At 68.1% G+C, this 20,681-nt stretch carries 19 protein-coding genes, 1 tRNA gene and 1 pseudogene; 12 read left to right on the plus strand and 9 right to left on the minus strand.

Annotated elements, in window-relative coordinates; genetic code table 11:
* The first annotated feature begins 98 nt into the window (after positions 1-98).
* From CLG85_RS10780 to CLG85_RS10790, 3 genes and pseudogenes are all read left to right on the plus strand, one after another.
* Positions 99-536 (plus strand): tetratricopeptide repeat protein, encoded by a 438-nt coding sequence (locus tag CLG85_RS10780; RefSeq protein WP_375796913.1) that lies wholly within the window; start codon positions 99-101, stop codon positions 534-536.
* A gap of 62 nt (positions 537-598) precedes the next feature.
* A pseudogene (locus CLG85_RS10785) lies at positions 599-1,460 on the plus strand (tetratricopeptide repeat protein).
* A 10-nt stretch (positions 1,461-1,470) separates the two neighbouring features.
* The gene (locus tag CLG85_RS10790) at positions 1,471-1,977 is read left to right on the plus strand and encodes a prepilin peptidase (protein ID WP_095881062.1); all 507 of its coding nucleotides are present in this window, start codon (positions 1,471-1,473) and stop codon (positions 1,975-1,977) included.
* A 4-nt stretch (positions 1,978-1,981) separates the two neighbouring features.
* Here CLG85_RS10790 and CLG85_RS10795 read toward each other — a convergent pair whose 3' ends face one another.
* Positions 1,982-2,767 (minus strand): pyrroline-5-carboxylate reductase family protein, encoded by a 786-nt coding sequence (locus CLG85_RS10795; RefSeq protein ID WP_260348871.1) that lies wholly within the window; start codon positions 2,765-2,767, stop codon positions 1,982-1,984.
* A 218-nt stretch (positions 2,768-2,985) separates the two neighbouring features.
* On the opposite strand from CLG85_RS10795, the gene CLG85_RS10800 reads away from it, so the two are divergent.
* Together CLG85_RS10800 and CLG85_RS10805 are read left to right on the plus strand one after the other, a co-directional pair.
* The gene (locus CLG85_RS10800) at positions 2,986-4,293 is read left to right on the plus strand and encodes a DUF8689 domain-containing protein (protein WP_095883277.1); all 1,308 of its coding nucleotides are present in this window, start codon (positions 2,986-2,988) and stop codon (positions 4,291-4,293) included.
* Positions 4,294-4,385: 92 nt separating this feature from the next.
* Positions 4,386-4,462: transfer RNA gene (locus CLG85_RS10805), tRNA-Met, on the plus strand.
* Positions 4,463-4,647: 185 nt separating this feature from the next.
* Here the strand turns inward: CLG85_RS10805 and CLG85_RS10810 are convergent.
* From CLG85_RS10810 to CLG85_RS10835, 6 genes are read right to left on the minus strand one after another with little or no spacing between them, the layout of a single operon-like run.
* Positions 4,648-5,955 (minus strand): TRAP transporter large permease, encoded by a 1,308-nt coding sequence (locus CLG85_RS10810; RefSeq protein ID WP_095883279.1) that lies wholly within the window; start codon positions 5,953-5,955, stop codon positions 4,648-4,650.
* A complete protein-coding gene (locus CLG85_RS10815; protein ID WP_095883276.1) occupies positions 5,955-6,461 on the minus strand; it encodes a TRAP transporter small permease in 507 nt (168 codons plus the stop codon). The genes CLG85_RS10810 and CLG85_RS10815 overlap by 1 nt, the downstream gene beginning before the upstream one ends.
* A 59-nt stretch (positions 6,462-6,520) precedes the next feature.
* Positions 6,521-7,522 (minus strand): TRAP transporter substrate-binding protein DctP, encoded by a 1,002-nt coding sequence (gene dctP / locus CLG85_RS10820; protein WP_095883275.1) that lies wholly within the window; start codon positions 7,520-7,522, stop codon positions 6,521-6,523.
* A gap of 55 nt (positions 7,523-7,577) precedes the next feature.
* Entirely contained in the window at positions 7,578-8,162 is a 585-nt protein-coding gene (gene leuD / locus CLG85_RS10825) for a 3-isopropylmalate dehydratase small subunit (protein ID WP_095883274.1), read from the minus strand.
* The gene (gene leuC / locus CLG85_RS10830; RefSeq protein WP_260348872.1) at positions 8,162-9,553 is read right to left on the minus strand and encodes a 3-isopropylmalate dehydratase large subunit; all 1,392 of its coding nucleotides are present in this window, start codon (positions 9,551-9,553) and stop codon (positions 8,162-8,164) included. Before leuC ends, leuD begins: the two co-directional genes overlap by 1 nt.
* Positions 9,553-10,359, minus strand: coding sequence for a GntR family transcriptional regulator (locus CLG85_RS10835; RefSeq protein WP_224844866.1), 807 nt, complete (start codon positions 10,357-10,359; stop codon positions 9,553-9,555). The genes leuC and CLG85_RS10835 overlap by 1 nt, the downstream gene beginning before the upstream one ends.
* Before the next feature lie 116 nt (positions 10,360-10,475).
* Between CLG85_RS10835 and CLG85_RS10840 the strand changes: the two genes are divergently transcribed.
* Genes CLG85_RS10840 through CLG85_RS10865 form a run of 6 tightly spaced genes read left to right on the plus strand, consistent with a single transcriptional unit; the run spans position 10,476 to position 17,640 of the window.
* Positions 10,476-11,045, plus strand: coding sequence for a tautomerase family protein (locus CLG85_RS10840; RefSeq protein ID WP_095884434.1), 570 nt, complete (start codon positions 10,476-10,478; stop codon positions 11,043-11,045).
* Positions 11,045-12,739: a hydantoinase B/oxoprolinase family protein gene (locus CLG85_RS10845; RefSeq protein ID WP_260348873.1), complete on the plus strand. Its 1,695-nt coding sequence runs from the start codon at positions 11,045-11,047 to the stop codon at positions 12,737-12,739. The genes CLG85_RS10840 and CLG85_RS10845 overlap by 1 nt, the downstream gene beginning before the upstream one ends.
* A complete protein-coding gene (locus CLG85_RS10850; RefSeq protein ID WP_260348874.1) occupies positions 12,736-14,796 on the plus strand; it encodes a hydantoinase/oxoprolinase family protein in 2,061 nt (686 codons plus the stop codon). The genes CLG85_RS10845 and CLG85_RS10850 overlap by 4 nt, the downstream gene beginning before the upstream one ends.
* Positions 14,797-14,799: 3 nt before the next feature.
* Positions 14,800-15,417 carry a cysteine hydrolase family protein gene (locus CLG85_RS10855; protein WP_176476651.1) on the plus strand — a complete coding sequence of 206 codons (618 nt, stop codon included), beginning with the start codon at positions 14,800-14,802 and terminating at the stop codon, positions 15,415-15,417.
* On the plus strand, positions 15,414-16,280 hold the full coding sequence (locus tag CLG85_RS10860; RefSeq protein WP_095883219.1) for an isocitrate lyase/PEP mutase family protein: 867 nt from the start codon (positions 15,414-15,416) through the stop codon (positions 16,278-16,280). The genes CLG85_RS10855 and CLG85_RS10860 overlap by 4 nt, the downstream gene beginning before the upstream one ends.
* Complete coding sequence (locus CLG85_RS10865) at positions 16,273-17,640, plus strand: FAD-dependent oxidoreductase (protein WP_260348875.1); 1,368 nt, start codon at positions 16,273-16,275, stop codon at positions 17,638-17,640. The genes CLG85_RS10860 and CLG85_RS10865 overlap by 8 nt, the downstream gene beginning before the upstream one ends.
* 104 nt (positions 17,641-17,744) lie before the next feature.
* On the opposite strand, the gene trmB is transcribed toward CLG85_RS10865, so the two are convergent.
* Positions 17,745-18,458 (minus strand): tRNA (guanosine(46)-N7)-methyltransferase TrmB, encoded by a 714-nt coding sequence (gene trmB / locus CLG85_RS10870; protein ID WP_095884459.1) that lies wholly within the window; start codon positions 18,456-18,458, stop codon positions 17,745-17,747.
* An 82-nt stretch (positions 18,459-18,540) separates the two neighbouring features.
* Positions 18,541-19,581, minus strand: a complete 1,041-nt coding sequence (locus tag CLG85_RS10875; protein ID WP_095884457.1) for an aldo/keto reductase — start codon at positions 19,579-19,581, stop codon at positions 18,541-18,543.
* A gap of 318 nt (positions 19,582-19,899) precedes the next feature.
* Here CLG85_RS10875 and aqpZ point away from each other — a divergent pair, with 318 nt between their 5' ends.
* Positions 19,900-20,631, plus strand: coding sequence for an aquaporin Z (gene aqpZ, locus CLG85_RS10880; RefSeq protein WP_095882953.1), 732 nt, complete (start codon positions 19,900-19,902; stop codon positions 20,629-20,631).
* Positions 20,632-20,681 lie beyond the last annotated feature (50 nt).

Below are 20,681 nucleotides of genomic sequence, written 5' to 3' on the forward strand. Positions count from 1 at the left end.
TGTTCCACGGGCGCCTTGGTGGTTTCGGCGCGCCCAAGACGCTGGAACAGCAGGACGGGACACCTTTTGCTCCAACGCTCAATCCAAGGGGCGCCGAAGTGGACCAGTTGCTCGTCGGCCACCGGTTGATGCAGGCGGGCGAGGCCGAGCTTGCGCTCGAGGCCTATACCCGCGCTGCCGGCCGCGACGGGCTCACCGGTGAGGTGCTCAGCTCGCTCGGCTCGGCCAACCTCGCGCTCGGGCGGCTCGGGCAGGCCGAAACCCTGCTGCGCCGTGCCGTCGAAGTCGAGCCGACCTGGCCAGAAGCCTGGAACAATCTCGGCGTCGTGTTGATGGAACGCGGCCAGACGTCGGAGGCGGCCGAGATATTCCGGCGGGCCTATGCCCTCGACAACGGGGAAAGTGACGCAATTCGCGACAATCTGCGCTTGGCGCTCGCAAAGCGCGACGATACCGGTTATGATCCGGCGCAAAATCAAGACTATAGGCTGGTTCGCCGGGGCAGCGGCAGTTTCCTGATCCGGCGCGAGGGCTGAGGCCGCAAAGACGGCACCGACCGGCCAGCGCAAGAGGTACGAGCAGCAAGAGGACGCAGGAAATGCGCCACCCGAACGTTTTGATCGCCCTTGCGGCGGCCCTTATCGCCTTGTCCGCCTGCGAGAAGGAAATCGACAAGGACGCGGTGGATCGCGAATTTTCCGGCGTCAACGCCATCGACGGAGCCGGGCTGACCGAGGTCATGCTCACCGCCGGCGACCCCGACGAAGCCGTGGCCTATTTCTCGCGCAGCGCCGAACAGGATCCCGCCCGCATCGATTTCCAGCGCGGCCTCGCCAAGTCGCTGGTCCGCGCCAAGCGCTACCCCGAGGCGACCAGCGCCTGGACTCAGGTTGTCGCCCACGACGGCGCGACCAACGAGGACCGCGTCTCGCTCGCCGATGCGCTCATCCGCAACAACAACTGGGAGCGCGCCGAGCAGGTGCTCGACGGCATCCCCCCCGACCCATGAGACCTTCCAGCGCTACCGGCTCGAGGCGATGATCGCCGACAGCCACCAGGAATGGCAGAAGGCCGACAGTTTCTACGAGGTCGCCTCGGGCCTGACCACCAAGCCCGCCTCGGTGCTCAACAACTGGGGCTATTCCAAGCTCTCGCGCGGCGACTACGCCGATGCCGAGAAGCTCTTTGCCGATGCTATCCGGCAGGACCCCAAGCTCTTCACCGCCAAGAACAACCTCGTTCTGGCGCGCGGCGCGCAGGGCAACTACGCGCTGCCGGTCATGCAGATGACCCAGATCGAACGCGCCGAACTGCTGCAGACGCTGGGTCTTGCTGCGGTCAAGCGCGGCGACGTGGAGATCGGCAAGGGCCTGCTGCGCGACGCGCTCGAGACCCATCCGCAGCATTTCGAAGCCGCCGCCCGCGCATTGGATGCGCTGGAAGGCACGGTGACGAACTGAGGCGGGAGGCATGCTGGTGATCTCCGCAACCGCCGCGATCTGGTTCCTGCCCCTGGTCCTGGTGGTGTGCCTCTGGGTGTGCTTCACCGACATGAAATACATGCGCATCCTCAACAAGGCGGTGATCGTGCTCTTTGCGATCTTCGTGGTCATCGGCCCCTTCGTGCTGCCGATGGAAGTCTACGCCTGGCGCTACGTGCAGATGCTCGCGGTGCTGGTCGCGGGGATCGCGCTCAATGCCGGGGGCGCTGTCGGCGCGGGCGACGCGAAATTCGCCGCCGCGGCCGCGCCTTTCATCCATCTCGGCGATCTACGGTTTGTCATGGCGCTCTTCGCCGCGACGTTGCTCGCCGCCTTCGCCAGCCACAGGCTGGTGCGCGCCACTTCGCTGCGTAAACTCGCACCCGACTGGAAGAGCTGGCAGAGCGGCAGCCGCTTCCCCATGGGCCTGGCGCTGGCCGGGACGCTGGGACTCTACCTGCTGCTCGGGGCGCTTTACGGCGCCACCCCAGGCTGAGCCCCTACCCCGCAATCGCGCGCGTGCGCGCAACCGCGGCATCGAGCCCTGCATCCACCACGTCCTGCAGCCCCGCCGCCTGCATCGCCAGCAACCCGGCCGCCGTGGTGCCGGCGTAGTCGATCATCTCCTGCACGTGCCCATCCGGCGCAAGCGCATCCCCGGCCAGCATCTGCCCCGATGCGAGGAAAAGCTGCCGCATCGCCATATGGGCCACCTCCGGTGCCACCCCGCGACGCTCTGCGTAGTCGATCATCGTGGCTGCGAATTGCGCGACGAACCCCGGTACCGGCCCGGTGAGCGCGGTGAAGACCTCGACCTGCGCCTCGTTCGGCACCTCCGCCGTCGACCCGCAGGCCCCCAGCAGCGCCGTCACCCGCGCCGCGTCCTCGGCCCCGAGATCCCCGCACCAGGGCGAGAAGGCCAGCCGCCGCGCCGCCGCCGGGCTCGACATGGCACGCACCACCCGATCTGCGCCGGTGTGCGCGGCGATCCGCACCCGCGAGACCCCGGCCATGACCGAGATCACCAGCCGGTCCGCGGCGTCCACCTCCAGCGCCTCGAAGAGCCCCGGCGGCACAGAGAGGATCACCACCTCGCAGGCCCGGACCAGCGCCTGCGCATCTGCGGTGACCTCAACCTCCTCTGGAAGGTCGCCCCGGCTGCCGGAGCGGTTGGCCACCCAGAGCGCCCGGGGCGCCACCACACCACTCTCCAACAGGCCGGTCACGAGGCTCCGCCCCAGCATGCCCGTGCCGCCGATCACCCCGACCGTCATTTGATCCGCCATCCTGGCCTCCTCTCGCGTTCCCTTGCAGCCTCCTCCACCCGCCGCTTTCGTGCAAGCCGCCCCGGCAATTCCCGCGCCGAGACAAGCTCTTGCCACAATGCTGGAGTTTCCTGGGCGGCAACAACGCGGACCCTGCGGAGCGACTGGAGCCAGATGGCCCCCTCTCCGCGACGGGCCTCGGAAGGACAGCGACAGGGCTAGAACAGGGCAGCCGACCGATGAACATGCAAAGCTCCGGCGTGATCGCGCCCCCCGCCCCCAAGCGGCTCGAAGACATGGTGCTGCCGCGCACGATGATGCGCGATATCATCCTCAAGACCCTGTTCCGCAAGAACACCAACGTGATCACCGAGCTTGCCCGCGCGGTCTGCCTGCCGATCGTCATCACCCAGGAGCTGGTCGATCTCGCCCGCGGGCAAGGGTTGATCGAGGCCATGGGCACCCGCGGCGACGCGCTGAGCAGCGAGATGCACTACCAGCTCACCGACAGCGGCAAGGCGCGCGCGCTCGACGCGCTGTCCCAGTCGGAATACTTCGGCCCCATGCCGGTGCCGCTCTCGGCCTACCGCGAGCAGGTGCAGCGCCAATCGATCCGCAACATCCAGGTCACCCGCGGGGCGCTCACCGGCGCCATGGGCCACCTCGTGCTGCCAAGCGAGCTGCTTTCGCACCTCGGACCGGCGGTGAGCGCCGGCCGTTCGATCCTGATGTACGGCCCTCCCGGCAACGGCAAATCATCGATTTCCAACGGCATCCGCGAGGCCTTGGGGGACAGGATCTACGTGCCCCGCGCCATCGAGTATTCCGGTCAGGTCATTACCGTCTACGATCCGATCGTGCACAACGCCGCCGAGACCGAGCTCGAGGACCTCAACCGCCTGCGCCGCACCACCCGTTTCGACTCGCGCTACGTGCTCTGCGACCGGCCCACGGTGATCACCGGCGGCGAGTTGTCGCTGAACATGCTCGATCTGGTCTACAACCCCACCGCGCGCACCTATCAGGCGCCGCTGCAGCTCAAGTCCACAGGCGGGCTCTTCATCGTCGACGACCTCGGCCGTCAGGCCGAGCCGCCGCAGAAGCTGGTCAACCGCTGGATCGTGCCGCTCGAGGAAAGCAAGGACATCCTTGCCCTTCAGTCGGGCGAGAAGTTCGAGGTTCCCTTCGACACGCTGGTGATCTTCTCGACCAACTTCCACCCCAACGAGATCTTCGACAAGGCGGCGCTGCGCCGGATCTTCTTCAAGATCAAGATCGACGGGCCGAACCAGCAGGACTTCCTGAAGATCTTCGCCATGGTCGCGCGCAAGAAGCAGATGGTGCTCGACGAGGCCTCGCTCGTCTACCTGCTGAAGGAAAAGTATCCGAGCATCGACAACGTCTATGCCAACTATCAGCCGGTCTTCCTCATCGACCAGATGAAGGCGATCTGCGACTTCGAGGGATGGCCCCACAAGATGACCCCCGAACTGGTCGACCGGGCCTGGGCGAACCTCTTTGTCCGGGACGAAACCATCGTGAAATGAGGCCATGCGAAAAGGTGCGAAATTTCCGCCACGGCAGGTGATTTTTCCGCTTGACCCTCCGGGCCCATAACCATATTCAGCGCTCACTTCTTGGCGGAGTAGCTCAGTTGGTTAGAGCAGCGGAATCATAATCCGCGTGTCGGGGGTTCAAGTCCCTCCTCCGCTACCAGAAGTCCCCCCTGAAATTCGGTCGCGCGTCACAGGTGCCCAGTCACCAAAGGCGCTGATGTCCTTGCTTCTCCCGCGCGGGGAGTTGATGGGCGCCGACCATGATCCTCCCCTCTTCGCTCACTCAAACCGCCCGGCAGGTCCGTCGACCCACCGGGCAGCTTCAGTGTCGTTGCTGGACCCGCGTCAGAGCCCGGGCAACCAGAGCGCCAGCCCCGGGAACAGCACGAGGATCAGCACCAGCAGCAGCGAGCAGCCGATGAAGGGCATCGCCGACATGTAGATCTGGTGCATCGTCGTGCCCGGAGGCGCCACGCCCTTCATCACGAAGAGCAGCAGCCCGAAGGGCGGCGTGGTGAAGCTGATCTCGAGCCCGAGGAGCATGATCAGGCCGAACCAGATCGGATCGAAGCCCATCTGCGCCGCCAGCGGGAAGAAGATCGGCACGGTGAGCAGCATCATCGAGATCTGCTCCATGAACATCCCCAGCACCAGCAGCACGCCGAACATCACCGCCAGCATCGCCAGCGGCGCGAGATCGAAGCCGGTGGCCCAGGTGATCAGCCCACGCGAGCCGCCCGAGAAAGCAAGAAGCTGGCTGAACGTGGCCGAGCCGAAGACGATCAGATACGCCATCAGCGTCACCCGCAGCGCGCCCTTCACCGACTTGATCATCGCGTCGAGCGTCAGGCAGCGGAAGATCACCGCGAGGATCAGCACACCGAGGGCACCGAATGCCGCGGCCTCGGAGGGGGTGAAGACCCCGGCCACCATGCCCCAGACCGAGAGCACCATCACCGACATCATCGGCAGGATGTCCTTGGCGATCAGCCGAAACTTTTCGCCGCCCGCCAGCGGTTCGACATCGTAAGCAGGCGCGGCGTCGGGATCGATCTTGGTCTGCGCCCAGATCAGCACGATGTAGAGCCCCGCCAGGAGCACCCCGGGGATCACCCCGGCCAGCAGCAGCTGGCCCACGTCGATCTGCGCAAGCGTCGCCAGCAGCACCGCCAGCGCCGAGGGCGGGATGATGATCGCCAGCCCGCCTGTGCCGAGGATCGGCCCGATGGACATGTGCCGCTTGTAGCCGCGCTTGCTCATCTCGGGCACCATCAGGCTGCCAAGCAGCGCGGTCGAGCCCATCGACGAGCCCGACAGCGTCGAGAAGCCGGTGCCGCCGATCACCGTGACATAGGACAGGCGCCCCGGCACCCGGCCGAGCAGCCGGTCGATGGCGTTGAACATGCGCTCACCAAGCCCGGTGTAGAAGAAGATCTCGCCCATGAGCAGGAACAGCGGAATCGGCACCAGCGAGAAGCGCGTCAGCGCGCCGAAGCCGTTGTCCAGCAGTTGGCTGATGCCGTTCATCCCGCCCATGAAGACATAGGCGCCGACGATGTTAGAGGCGAGGAAGGCCAGCGCCACGGGCATGCCAAGGGCCATCAGCCCCATGATCGTGCCCAGAAGAAGGGCCATGGCCCAGTACCAGTCCATCATTCGTGGATCCCCGCCTGACCCGAGAGCAGCATCCGGGGCCCGAAGACGAACCGGCCGAATTCAAGCGCCATGACGCCGAAGCTGATCGGGAAGGCCAGCGTCAGCATCCATTTCGGCGTGTAGTAGGCGCGCACATCGAAGTCGTTGCGCGTGAAATTCTTGGCGACAAGCTCGACGCCCTTCCAGGCCAGCACAACGCAGACCAGCACGCAGAGCACCGCCACGAGGCGGCTCACGACGCGCTGCCCGGCCGGTGAGAGCGAGGCGGTGAAGAGCTCGATGTGCACATGGCCCTTCTCGCGCACAAGCCAGGGCGCCCCGAGCATGGTCATGTAGAGCAGCCCGTATTCGAGCGAGGTGAAAAGCCAGGCGAAGGGCTGGAGGCCGAGGTTGCGCATGGTGACCGAGACGATGATCGAGACCATCATCCACAGCAGCAGCAGACCGGAGAGGATCGCCATGCCGGTCAGCACGTTGTCATAGGCCCGTGTCAGGGACTGCATCTTTCTTGCCTTTCAGGGGAGAAGGCGGCGCGGCCCGCACCGGGGCCGCGCCGGGGGCGTCACTTGCTGTCGTCGTAGAAGAGCTCGACCAGCTTGTCGTAGTTTCCGGCGCCCGAGGGGTGTTCGCTCATCAGCTCCTGCATGCGCTCGAGCGTCTCGCCGCGGGCGGCGGCAAGATAGTCCTCTGCCGCCTTGCCCTCGAGGGTGACGACCTTCATGCCCTGTTCTTCCAGCGCGGCGAAATCCTCGTCGCGCTTGGCGCCGAGCGCGGCGGCGGAGTCGGCCTCATGGGCGATGGCGACCTCGGTGAGGATCTTGCGCGACTCTTCCGAGAGGCTTTCCCACTTGTCGAGGTTCACGATCACCCCAAGGTCGGTCGAGAAGAAGCACGGCTCGATGCGGTAGTTGAGGAACTCGTTCCACTTCAGGTCGATGAGGCCGATCTGGGTCCAGCCGGTGGCATCCACCACGCCGCGCTCGAGGCCGGAATAGACGTCGGTGGTCGGCAGGTCGATCACCTGCGCGCCGAGGTAGTCGCTGAAGAAGGCGTTGTAGACCGCGTTGCCGCGCAGTTTCAGGCCCGAGACGTCAAGGTTGCCCTCGGCGTCCAGCTTGGGCTCGTCGCGGGTCCAGAGGTTGTAGCAGACACCGGAATCGAACCAGCCGAGGTATTTCACGCCCATCTTTTCCTGGTGGATCTGATCGATGAGATCGATGCCACCGTTCTCGCGCGCCACCGGGGCGGCGATGTTCGAGGTCACCAGCGCGTCCTTCTCGGGCACGGTACCGGCGTAGAAGGAGCCCGGGGTGTAGACCATGTCCACCACGCCGTTGCGCACCGCATCGGGCTGCTGGAACATGCCGATGGCCTCGGGGCCGCCGCGCACGTCGATCTGCACCACACCCTTGCCCGCCTCGTTGACCTTGTCGACAAAGCTCAGGAAGCTCTTGGTGTAGATCAGCGTCTCGGGGAAGGCATGGACGGCGGACAGCCGGTCTTCGGCGAGCGCCGTTGTCGCCAGCAGCATCGCGGCTGCACTGACGAAGAAGGTGGTCTTCATGAGGGTCTCTCCTTGTTGGGTGCCGGTCGCCCGGCGTTCTGATGCAGACCGGGCGTCAGCGTGACGGCCAGGTCCAGGCGTGGTCGGTCTTCCGTCTGTCGCGGAAGTTCCGGATTTCCCCCGCGTGGGCGCGGGTAAGATCGATGTCGTCCCAGCCGTTGATCAGCTTGGCCTGCGCCGTCTCGGTGAGTTCGAAGCTTTGCTCGCTCCCCGCCACGCTCAGGCGGCGGCTGGCAAGATCGATGCAGGCGGGAGCGGTGCCCATGCCGATGGCCGCGCGCAGCGCCGCCGCCTCGGGCGTGGCGATGGTCAAAAGCCCGTTGTTGACCGCGTTGCCGGCGAAGATGTCGGCAAAGCTCTCGGCCACGACCACGCGGATGCCGGCGTCGACCAGCGCGTAGACCGCCGCCTCGCGCGAGGAGCCGCAGCCGAAGTTCGGCCCGGCGATCAGAACGCTGGCCTCCGGGTGCCGGCGCAGCGGAAACTCCGCGTCGCCCTCGCGCAGGTCGTGCAGCAGGAATCGGCCATAGCCCTCGGCCCGGCTGGCAGACATGAAGCGCGCCGGAATGAGCTGGTCGGTGTCCACGTCACGGCGGTCGAGCACCACCGCCTGCCCCTCATGAATGCTCCAGCCTGCCATCAGCCCCGTCCCTCCAGCAGCGGCCGCACATCGGTGAGCGTGCCGGTGACGGCGGCAGCGGCGACCATCGCCGGGCTCATCAGGTGGGTGCGCGCGCCCTTGCCCTGACGGCCGCGGAAGTTGCGGTTGGTCGACGAGGCGCAGCGCTTGCCGGGGGCAACGAGATCGCCGTTCATGCCGACGCACATCGAGCAGCCGGAGGCGGTCCATTCCAGCCCCGCCTCGGTGAAGACCTTGTCCAGCCCCTCGGCTTCGGCCTGCCGCTTGACCAGCATCGAGCCGGGCGAGACGAGCCCGGGCACCTTGGCCTTGCGCCCGCGCAGCACTGCCGCGGCGGCGCGCAGATCGTCGATGCGCCCGTTGGTGCAAGAGCCAAGGAAGACCTGATCCACCGGCGTGCCTTCAAGCGGGCGACCCGGGGTCAGCCCCATGTAGTCCATCGCATCGCGCGCAGCCTCGGCCTGCGCGCCTTCGAGCCGCGCCGGGTCGGGCAGGCTGGCGCCGATGGGCAGCGCCTGATCGGGCGTGGTGCCCCAGGTGACGGTCGGAGCGACCTCGGCCATGTCGAAGCTCACCTCGCGATCGAACACCGCATCGGCGTCGCTCTGCAGCGTCTGCCAATAGGCCGCGGCAGCGTCCCAGTCAGCCCCTTTTGGAGCCATTGTCCGGCCCTTCACATAGGCCATCGTCACCGCGTCGGGGGCCACCATGCCGAAGCGCGCGCCGCCCTCGATGGAGAGGTTGCAGAGCGTCATCCGGCCTTCCATCGACAACGCCCGCACCGCGGATCCGGCGTATTCCACAGCGTGGCCGGCGGCCCCGCCGGTGCCCAGCTGCGAGATCCAGTGCAGCGCCATGTCCTTGGCGGCTACCGCAAGGCCCGCCGTGCCCTCGAAGCGGATACGCATGGCGCGGGGCCTCGCCTGCCAGATGGTCTGGGTGGCCAGCACATGCGCCACCTGCGTCGCGCCGATGCCGAAGCCGAGCGCCCCGAAAGCGCCATGGGTCGAGGTGTGGCTGTCGCCGCAGTTGATCAGCAGCCCGGGCAGGGTCAGACCCTGCTCGGGGCCGAGTACGTGCACGATGCCCTGCCGCGGGTCGTGCAGCCCGAAGAGCCGGATGCCGTGGCGGGCGCAATTGGACTCGAGCCGCTCGAGCATCATCGCGACCTGCGGATCGTCGATCCGCGCGCGGTTGCGCGTCGGCGCGTAGTGATCGGCGACGCCGAAGGTCAGCCCCGGCTCTGCCACCTCGAGCCCGCGCTCGGCGAGCTTGGCAAAGGCATGGTGCGAGCCCTCGTGCACGAGGTGCCGGTCGACCCAGAGCAGCGACTGGCCGTGCTCGGCCCTGATCTCATGCGCCGCCCAGAGCTTGTCGAGAAGCGTTGCCATCAGCCCTGACCCTCGGTGTCGCGGCGCGGCTGATCGACCACCGGCTCCCAGTGGCGCATTGCGCTTTCACCGACCCGCGAGAGCGACATTTCCAGCTCGAACCGGTCGGGCCGGTAGAGCGCCGCGAGGTATTCCACCGCGCGCCCGTCGCCATCCCGCACCACCCGGCGCAGCGACAGCAGCGCCGCGCCCACCGACACCCCCAGCGCCTCGGCCACGTCCGGCCCGGCCAGCGTCGCCCCGACCCGCTGCGAGGCGGAGGAGACCCGCACGCCGGAGCGCTCGAGCAGCTGGTAGAGCGGCACGTTGGCCAGATCGGCCTCGGAGTAATTCGTCGCGATGTCCTCGGGCACATAGGTCGTCAGATGCGAGAACGGGGTCTCTCCCGCGAGGCGCACCCGCACCGCGCGCTGCACCCGGTTGCCCTCGCCCAGTTCCATCGCCTCGGCCACGTGGTCGGGCGCGGCACCGTAGGAGAACGAGAGCAGCCGGGCGCTGTGCTGACCCATCTTCACGATCTGCGGAATGAGCGTCGCCATGTCGGCGGCCATGGTCTGCGGCTGCACAGCCTCGCGCACCCGGGTGCCGCTGCCGGCGCGACGCTCGATCAGCCGATCTTCCTCGAGCGCGTCCAGCGCCCGGCGGATCGTCACCCGGCTGACGCCGTGCATCTCGGCGAGCTTCTGTTCGCCCGCCAGAACCGAGCCCGCACCATGCACGCCCGAGAGTATGTCGTCGCGCAGCAGGAGGTAGACCCTGCGGGCCTTGCCTCCTTCCGGCAATGTCTGGCGATGCTGATCGGTCATTTTCTTCTCCTTGAGACCCGACCCTACGCAATGATTTTACAAAATCAATAAATTTGTCTTTTCTGATCGTCAAAATCTGTATTACAAAAAATACAGGTCAGTCAGGAGGCAGTCCCATGCCGATCGTGCAGATGCACCTCATCCAAGGCTATGACGGCGACACGAAGCGCCGCCTCGGCGAAGCCGTCACCGACGCGATCGGCGCGGTGATCGCGGCTCCGCCAGAGGCGGTGACGGTGATGATCTCGGAACATGCGGGCGAGGACTACATGCGCGGCCGGATGCACCGCAGCCCGGCCCCCGCCCTGCCCGACCCATGTGCCATCGTGCGCGCCTATCTCGCCGAGATGGAGGCCCGTGCGCTCGACGCCGCCCGCGCGCGCCTCGGCGAAGGGTTCACCATGCGCTTTCCCAGCGTCGCGCCGATGACCATGCTGGAAGAGCTGATCGACTGGTCTCGCCCGCGCTACCGCTTCGTGAAGAAGACCATCGAGGCTGTCGATCTGGCCCCCGCGCCCGGCACGGCCAGCGCCAACGCAATCGTCTACGTGACCGGCACATTGCACGGCGAGTGGCCGGACGGCACGCCCTTCGAGGGCATCCGATTCATCGACCGCTTCGAGCTGACGGACGGTCTCATCACCCGACAGGACGTCTGGAACGACATCGCAGAGGAGCGCCCCTGATGCCCACCCCCGAAATAGATCCGATCACGCTGGCGGTGCTGGCCGGCCGGATGGAACAGATCGCCGACGAGATGGACGCGACGCTCTTCCGCTCGGCCTTCAACCCGATCATCGCCGAGGCGCATGACGCCAGCCACGGGATCTATCACGCGAGCACCGGCGACACGCTGGTGCAGGGCAAGTCGGGCCTGCCGATCTTCGTCGGCGTCATGTCCTTTGCGGTGAAGGCGGTGATCGACAAGTTCGGCGACAGCGCCGAGGACGGCGACATCTTCATCTTCAACGACGCCCATCTCGGCGGCACGCACCTCAACGACATGCGGGTGATCCGCCCCTATTACCACGAGGGCAAGCTGTTCTGCTGGCTGGCTTCGGTCGGCCATTGGCACGACCTCGGCGGCGGCGCCCCGGGCAATTACAACCCCGCCGCCAAGGATGCCTTCCAGGAGGCCTTCGTGCTGCCGCCGGTGCGGCTTGCGCGCCGAGGCGAGATCAACCAGGACGTCATCGACATCCTGATGCGCAACACCCGCCTGCCGCAATCAGCCGAGGGCGACCTCAACGGCCAGCTCGGCGCACTGGATCTCGGCGTCAAACGCATGGGCGAGCTCTTGGGCGAATATGGCGGCGGCACCGTCGCGGCGGCGCTCGCGGCGCTGTCGGATCGGGCCGAGACGCTGATGCGCGCCGAGCTCGCCACCCTGCCCGACGGGCGCTGGGAGGCCGAGGACTTCCTCGACAACGACGGCATCACCGACACGGCGCTGCGCATCAAGGTGGCGCTGGAGATCAGGGGCGAGGAGATGGTGCTCGACTTCGCCGGCACCGCGCCGCGCTGCCAGGGCCCGGTGAACATCGCCCTGCCCACCGCCGTGGCGACCGCCTACGTGGCGATCAAGCACATCTTCCCCGACGTGCCCGCCAACGCCGGCGTGATGCGCCCGATCGACGTACGCATCCCCGAGGGCTCGCTGCTGGCCGCCGAGTTCCCCGCCCCCGTGGGCGGCTATACCGAAACCATCATGCGGATGATCGACGTGATCTTCTCGGCCGCGGCGCAGGCCGCCCCGGACAGGGTGGTCGCCAATGCCTACGGCACGATCAACGCGCTGGCCATCGCCGGGCGGCGCTCGAACGGCAGCCCCTGGGTGATGTTCTCCTTCTACGGCGGCGGCCACGGCGGCTCGCCCGAGTCGGACGGGCTGAACCACGGCAATGCACCGATCTCGACCGCGACGATTCCGCCGATGGAGATCCTCGAGGCCGCCTACCCGGTGATGTTCAAGCAATGGGCGCTGCGCCCCGACAGCGCCGGCCCCGGCCAGCATCGCGGCGGGCTCGGCGCGGTCTACGAAATCGAGGTGCTGGAAGAGAACGGCGCCGAGGTCTTCCTCTTCGGCGAGCGCGGGCGGTTCGCGCCCAAGGGCGTCGCCGGCGGCGGCGAGGCGGCGCTGAACCGCTTCGAATACGAGACCGCCGAGGGCTGGGCCAGCCCGCCGCTGGCGTCGAAGATGCGCGGCATCCAGCTGGCGCAGGGCCAGTCGGTGCGGCTCGAGACGCCCGGCGGCGGCGGCTACGGCGCCCCCGAGGAGCGCGCGCCCGAGAAGGTCGCGGGCGACGTGGCCAAGGGCTTCCTGAGCGAGGCCGAGGCCGACAGGATTTATGGAACCAAGTGGAAAGAGGTGCGGGCATGACGGACCGGTCTCAGGTCATCGGCGTCGACGTGGGCGGCACCTTCACGGATGTTTTCGTGGTGGACGAGGCGGCGGGCACTGCCCGGGTCGCCAAGGTGCCAACCACCCGCCCCGACCAGTCGGGCGGTTTTCTCGACGGCATCGGCCGGCAGGTCTCCGACCTCTCGACCGTGCAGGCGGTGATCCACGGCACGACGGCGGGCACAAACGCGCTGCTTGAACGCAAGGGCGCGCGCATCGGCGTCATCACCACCGAGGGACTGCGCGACGTGCTCGAGATGCGCCGCCGTGACCGGCCCCGCACCTGGGGCCTGCGCGGCGAGTTCGAACCCGTGGTGCCGCGCGAGCTGCGCCTTGAAGTGCCCGAGCGCACCCTGGCCGACGGCACCATCCGCACCGAAGTCGATCTGGAGGCCGTGCGCGCTGCGGGACGGCAGCTCATCGAGGCCGGTGCGCAAGCGGTGGCGGTGCTCTTTGCCAACAGCTACGCCAACCCCGGGAACGAGGCCAAGGCGGTCGCCGCGCTGCGCGAGTTCTGGCCCAACGCGCATGTCTCGGCCTCGTCCGAGATCTTGCCCGAGATCCGCGAATACGAACGCTTCTCGACCACCGCGCTCAACGCCTACCTGCAGCCCGAGGTCTCGGGCTATCTGGACCGGCTCGACAGCGCCCTGCGCGAGGGCGGCTTTGCTTCGGAGTTCCTCATCGTGCAGTCGAACGGCGGCGTGATGGACGTGGACACCGCCTGCCGCCTGCCGGTGCGCACCGCGCTCTCGGGACCGGCGGCCGGGGTGATCGCGGCGGCGCATATCGCCACCGAGGCGGGTTTCCCCGACATCATCACCGGCGACATGGGCGGCACCTCGTTCGACGTGTCGCTGATCGCCGGAGGGCAGTCGATGCTCGCCCCCGAGACCTCGGTCGACTTCGGCATGACCGTGCGCGCGCCGATGATCGAGATCACCACGATCGGTGCCGGCGGCGGCTCCATCGCCTGGGTCGACAAGGGAGGGCTGCTCAACATCGGCCCGGAAAGCGCCGGCTCCACCCCCGGCCCGGTCGCCTATGGACAGGGCAACACCCGCCCCACCGTGACCGACGCCAACGTGGTGCTGGGCCGGATCGATCCCGAGAACCCGATTGGCGGCAAGCTCGAGCGGCTCGATGTCGAGGCCGCCGCCCGCGCCATCGACGCGCACGTCGGCGCGCCACTGGGCCTGCCCACCACCGAGGCCGCCGAGGCCATCCTGACGGTCGCCAACTCGCGCATGGCCGGGGCGATCCGGCTCGTCTCGATCGAGCGCGGCTTCGACCCCAAGCGTTTCGCCTTCATGCCCTTCGGCGGCGGCGGCGCGCTGCACACCGGGGCGATGCTCGCCGATGTCGGCATCGGCAGCGCCATCGTGCCGCGTTACCCCGGCGTGACCTCGGCCATGGGCTGCGTCATCGCCGACATGCGCCACGATTTCGTGCAGACCATCAATGCCACGGTCGCCACGCTCGACCGGGCGGCGCTGGGGCGCTTCATGCAGGATCATGCCGACAAGGGCCGCGCGATGCTCGACGCCGCCGCGACCCGCTTCGAGGCCCGCGAGCTGCGCTTCGAGCTCGACATGGCCTACCTAGGCCAGACCCACACCGTCCCGGTGGCGCTCGACGTGGCGGTGACCGGGGGCACCGTGATCCCGCCCACCACCGAGGAGATCGCCGAGGCCTTCGAGACTGCCTACCGCGCCGCCTACGGGCGCACCCTGCCCGGCGGCGTGCAGCGGGTGATGAACCTGCGCAGCGCGGTGATCGGCAAGCGGCCCAAGTTCGACCTCGCCACGCTCGCCCCGCAGGGCGGCAGCGTCGAGGAAGCGCGCAAGGGCACGCGGCAGGTGCATTTCGGCACCGCCTGGTACGAGACCACGATCTACGACCGGCTCGCCCTGCCGGTGGGGGCCGAGATCGAGGGCCCCGCGATCCTCGAGCAGGCCGACACCACCGTGCTGCTCGATCCGGGCCTGCGGGGCCGGGTCGACGCCTATGGCAACACCATCATCACGAGGACCTGACCCATGGCGCATGGACCGATCGACCCGACCCGCACGGCTCTGCTGACCATCGATCTGCAGAATGACTTCCTCCACCCCGAGGGCGCCTATGGCCGCGCCGGTCAGTCGGCCGAGGCCATTGCCGCCCTTCCGGGCCGCCTCGCGCCGCTGCGCGACGCCCTGCGCTCTAGGGGCGGCACATACATCAGTGCCCAGTTCACCCTAGTGCCGGGGCCCGAGGGCGAGCCACTCATCGCGCCGCACCTGAAGGAGCTGCGCCCCTTCCTCGGCAAGGGTGATTTCGCCCCCGGCAAGTTCGGCCACCAGCTGGTCGAGACGCTGGCCCCCGCCGACTACACCGTCGAGAAGGTGGCCTATTCCGCCTTTTACCAGAGCCGCCTCGAATACATCCTGCGTGCGCTGGGGATCGACATGCTGATCATCGGTGGCATCGTCACCAACGGCGGCGTCGCCTCGACCCTGCGCGACGCACACCTGCGCAACGTCGACACCGTGCTGCTCACCGACGGCTGCGCCGCCTTCCGCTCCGAGGTGCATGATGCCACGCTGGTCTCGCTCGGCTCGCTCGGCAGCCAGAAGAGCTGCGCCGAGATGATCGCCGAGCTGGAGGCCCTGTCATGAGCCTGCGCGAAAGACTGAGCCGCCCCGAGATCCTCGTCGCCCCCGGCGTCTACGACGGGCTGACCGCCGCGCTGGCGCAGCAGGCCGGGTTCGAGGCCCTCTACCTGTCGGGTGCGGCCGTGGCCTACACCCGGCTAGGGCGCCCGGACATCGGCCTCAGCACCGCCAGCGAGATGGCCGACACCATGGCGCTGATCGCCGACCGCATCGACGTGCCGGTGATCATCGACGCCGACACAGGCTTTGGCAATGCGCTCAACGCCCAGCGGACCATGCGCACCTACGAGCGCGCCGGTGCGGCGGCGCTGCAGGTTGAGGATCAGACCTATCCCAAGCGCTGCGGCCACCTGAAGGACAAGTCGCTGATCCCCGCCGCCGAGATGGCCGGCAAGATCGCCGCCATGGCGGATGCCCGAAGCAGCGAAGAGACGCTGATCATCGCCCGCACCGATGCCATCGCGGTCGAGGGTCTCGACGCCGCCATGGCCCGGGCCGAGACCTATATCGAGGCCGGTGCCGACGCGCTCTTCATCGAGGCGCCGCGCTCGGGCGACGAGTTGAAGCTGGTGGGCGAGACCTTCGGCAAGCGCATCCCGCTGCTGGCCAATATGGTCGAGGGCGGCTTCACCCCGATTTCGAATGCCAGCGATCTCGAGGCGATGGGCTTTTCCATCGTGATCTTCCCCGGCGGCATCGTCCGGGCGCTGGCGCGCACCGCGCAGGACTATTACGCCAGCCTGCAGGCCAATGGCTCGAACCGGCCCTTCGCCGAGCGGATGTTCGATTTCGATGGGCTCAACGAGGTCATCGGCACACCCCAGATGCTGGCCGCCGGGCAAAAATGGGAAGGCCGCGATGGCTGAGATCGCGCCCACTCCTGCCGCCTTCGACGTCGAGGTCGAGACCCTGATCATCGGCGCCGGGGCCTGCGGGCTGGTTGCCGCGCTCGCCGCCCATGAGGCGGGACAGGAGGTGCTGATGATCGAGGCCGACCCGCTGCCGCAGGGCTCGACGGCGCTTTCGGCGGGGCTGATCCCCGCCGCCGGAACCGCGCTGCAGGCCGCGGCGGGCATCGAGGACACCGCCGCGCGCTTCGCTGCCGACATCCAGCGGAAGGCCAAGGGCGAGAACGACCCAGCCTTCGTCGAGGCGCTGGCGGCGGGCTCTGCCGGCGTCATCGACTGGCTCAGCACGCGCCACGGGCTGCCCTTCTCGGTGGTGACGGACTTCGACTACCCCGGCCATTCGCGCCGGCGGATGCACGGGCTGCCGAGCCGCTCGGGCCGGGAGCTGATCGACCGACTCCGTGCCACCGTCGAGGCACAGGGCATCGACCTGCTCTGCGGACGCCGGGCCGAGATCCTCTACCATGACGGCCGCACCGTCACCGGCGCCGGGCTGCGCACGCCGGGCGGCGCGCTCGAGACCGTCGGCTGCGCCAAGCTGGTGCTGGCCTGCAACGGCTTTGGCGGCAACCGCGCGAAGGTGGCCGAGCACATGCCGGCCATCGCCGGGGCGCTGTGGTTCGGTCACGAGGGCAACCGCGGCGAGGCGCTTGACTGGGGCGCGGCGCTCGGCGCGGCCACCCGGCATCTTGGTGCCTACCAAGGCCACGGCAACGTGGCGCACCCTCATGGGATCCTGATCACCTGGGCAACGATCACCGAGGGCGGCATTCAGGTGAATTGTGAAGGCCGGCGTTTCTGGAACGAGGCGCAGGGCTATTCCGAGGCCGCGCGGGTGGTGCTGGCGCAACCCGGTGGCGAGGCGGTCACCGTCTTCGACGCCCGCATCGCCGACATCGCGCGCCAGTTCGAGGATTTCCGCAATGCCGAGGCGCAGGGCGCGGTGCGTAGCGCCGAGACGCTTGAGGACCTTGCCAGGCAGTTCGACCTGCCCGCCACGGCCCTGCGCGATGAGATCGCGGCGATCCGCGCAGGCGAGACCGACCGCTTCGGCCGCCTTTGGGGAGAGGCGCCGCTCGCCCCACCCTATTGCGCGGTGCGCGTCACCGGCGCGCTGTTCCACACCCAAGGTGGGCTCGTGACCGACGGCAGCGGTCGCGTCCAAGGCGCGGACGGCACGGTTTTTCCCAATCTCTTTGCCGCAGGCGGCGCGGCCTGCGGGGTCTCGGGCGCGGGCGACAGCGGCTATCTCTCTGGCAACGGCCTGCTCGCGGCGGCCGTGCTGGGCCGCGCGGCGGGGCTGGCCCAGCTCGGCTGAACCAGGGCACCGACCGGACCTGCACGCAAAAGACATCGGGCAGGACTTTCGCCCTGCCCGTTCAATCCTTGCAAAGCCGCCTTCGCGACACGTGCCGGAGTGGCTCAGCGCTTGCGGAAGGTAAGGTAGTGCGGCGTGCGGCCCTCGCGCAGGGCCTTCTGCTCGTAGCGGGTCGAGATCCAGTCGTCCCAGGGCTCGCGCCAGTCGCCCGGCCCCTCTGCCAGCCACTCGAAGCCTGCCTTTGGCACCTCTTGCAACGTCTGGCGGACGTAGTCGGGGATGTCGGTCGCCACGCGGAACTCGGCGCCCGGCTTCAGCGCCCGCGCCAGCGGCTCGAGATGCTCCTGCGTGACGAAGCGGCGGCGATGGTGACGGGTCTTGGGCCAGGGGTCGGGGTAGTTCAGGAAGGCCTTGTCGAGGCTCTCGTCGGGCAGCACGTCGAACATGTTCCGCGCATCACCGGGGTAGACCTTGAGGTTCTCGACCCCCGCCTCGCGGATCTTGCCCAGCAGCATGGCAACGCCGTTGATATAGGGCTCGCAGCCGATGATCCCCACGTGCGGATGCGTGGCGGCCTGATGCACCAGGTGCTCGCCGCCGCCAAAGCCGATTTCCAGCCAGACCGGCTTGCCGCCGAACATCGCCTCGAGATCGAGGTTCTCGCGCTCGGGGTTCACCTCCCAGTCGACCGCACCCGGCGAGAGCTTCGCCAGATCCTCTTCGAGGTAGGTCTCCTGGCTCGGGCGCAGGGTCTTGCCCTTCACGCGGCCGTAGAAATTGCGCCAGGGGGCGCCGGGATGCTTGTTCGAGCTGGTCATGCGCCGCGATGTAGCGGCGAAGCGGGCGCGGAGCAATCCTCTCCGCGCCCTTTTGTGCAGGGGCCGGCGCGGCCCCGAGCCGTCAGTAGGGCAGCGGATGCGCCTTGTGGGTGGCGTCGATGCGCTCGAGCAGCTCGTCCGAAAGCGTCACCTCCGCGGCACCGAGCAGATGCTCGAGCTGGCCAAGGGTGGTGGCCCCGAAGATCGACGAGGCGACGAAGGGCCGCCGCGCCGACCAGGCCAGCGCCATGTGCACCGGATCAAGCCCGAACTCCTGCGCCAGCTCGAGATAGGCCGCGACCGCCGGGAACACCCGGTCGGTCTTGCGGCCGCCGAGATCGCCGTTGATCGCCATGCGCGAGCCCTCGGGCAGCGCGCCACCCTGGTACTTGCCGGTCAGCAGGCCGGCGCCAAGCGGCGAATAGGGCAACAGGCCGACGTCCTCGTTGACCATCAGCTCGCCGAGGTCGGTATCGGCCATGCGGTAGAGCAGAGAGTATTCGTTCTGCACCGAGGCGACGCGCGGGCCGCCCACTTCAGCCGCCATGCGCAGCCATTCGGCGGTTCCCCAGGCGCTGTCGTTGGACAGGCCGAAGGCGCGGATGGTGCCGCGGTCGACCTCGCGCTGCAGCGCGCCGAGCGCGTCGGCCATGTGCTGGCGGGTCGCCTCGCGGTCCTGCGTCCAGGGCGCGAAGGTCCAGTTCTGGCGGAAGGCGTAGCTGCCGCGGTTGGGCCAGTGGAACTGATAGAGGTCGATATAATCGGTCTTCAGCCGCTTCAGCGAAGACTCGACCGCCACCGGGATCGTCTCGGAGCTGATCGGCGCCTCGTCACGCACCAGCTTCGACGGGCCGGTGTGCTTGCTGGCGAGGATCCACTCGCCGCGGCGGCCGGACTTCTCGAACCAGTCGCCGAGGATTTCCTCGGTCCGGCCCACCGTCTCGGCCCGAACCGGGTTCACCGGGTACATCTCGGCGGTGTCCATGAAGTTGATGCCGGCATCGAGTGCGCGCTCGATCTGCGCAAAAGCATCCTCGGGCGGCGTCTGGTTGCCGTATGTCATGGTGCCGAGGCAGAGCTCGGTCACCGACATGCCTGTGCGGCCCAGCGGGTTTTTCTTCATCGGCTGTCTCCTGTTAGCGCTCGGCGCGACACTAGTGGCCTGAGCGGGGATGCCAAGCCCCCGGGGCGCGGCCTGCCCCAGCGGCAGGCCCGATGCTCACTGCGTGGGCGGGCGCGCCCGGCGCAGGCGCCCTGCGGCAGGTCAGCGCCGCTGGGCACCGCAAACGCGCGACAGCTCTGCCGTCGCAGCACGCAGGCACTGCATGCCGCGTCGCCTGCTGCGCGTAGCGAGACGCAAAAGCGCTTTGCGCGCCCGGCATCCGGTGCCAGTATTCGGCTGAGTGATTTTTCAAAACACATTTCAATTTAGGAGTTTGCGATGGCGACTTCCCGAAAATACGCAGCCGAGCTCATTGGCACCTTCTGGCTGACGCTGGGCGGCTGCGGCTCGGCGGTGCTGGCCGCGGCCTTTCCCGATGTGGGGATCGGCCTGCTAGGCGTTTCGCTGGCCTTTGGCCTGACGGTGCTGACTATGGCCTATGCGATCGGCCACGTCTCGGGCTGCCATCTCAACCCAGCGGTGACCGTGGGACTTGCGGCGGGCGGACGCTTCCCGGCCTCGGACATCCTCCCCTACATCATCGCGCAGGTTATCGGCGCGATCCTCGGCGCCGCGGTGCTCTACGTGATCGCCAGCGGCGTGCCGGAGTTCGACGTGGTGGCCTCTGGCTTTGCCGCCAACGGCTACGCCGAGCACAGTCCCGGGGGCTATTCGCTGGTCTCGAGCTTCGTCGCCGAGGTGGTGCTGACGATGATGTTCATCTTCATCATCATGGGTACCACGCATGGACAGGCACCCGTCGGCTTCGCGCCGCTGGCCATTGGCCTCGCGCTGACGCTTATCCACCTGATCAGCATCCCGGTCACCAACACCTCGGTCAACCCGGCGCGCAGCACCGGCCCGGCGCTTTTTGTCGGGGGCTGGGCGCTGGGGCAGCTCTGGCTGTTCTGGCTGGCGCCGCTGCTGGGCGGGGCACTAGGCGGGTTGCTCTACAGCTGGCTCAGCCCGACCCCCACCGGCATCGTGGAAGGCGGCGTGCCGAGCAAGTGAGGCCAAGATGACAAGAGGCGCGGCCCTTCGGGACCGCGCCTCTTTCAGGT

The organism is Alloyangia mangrovi, from assembly GCF_002300555.2.
Classification (GTDB): Bacteria; Pseudomonadota; Alphaproteobacteria; order Rhodobacterales; family Rhodobacteraceae; genus Salipiger; species Salipiger mangrovi.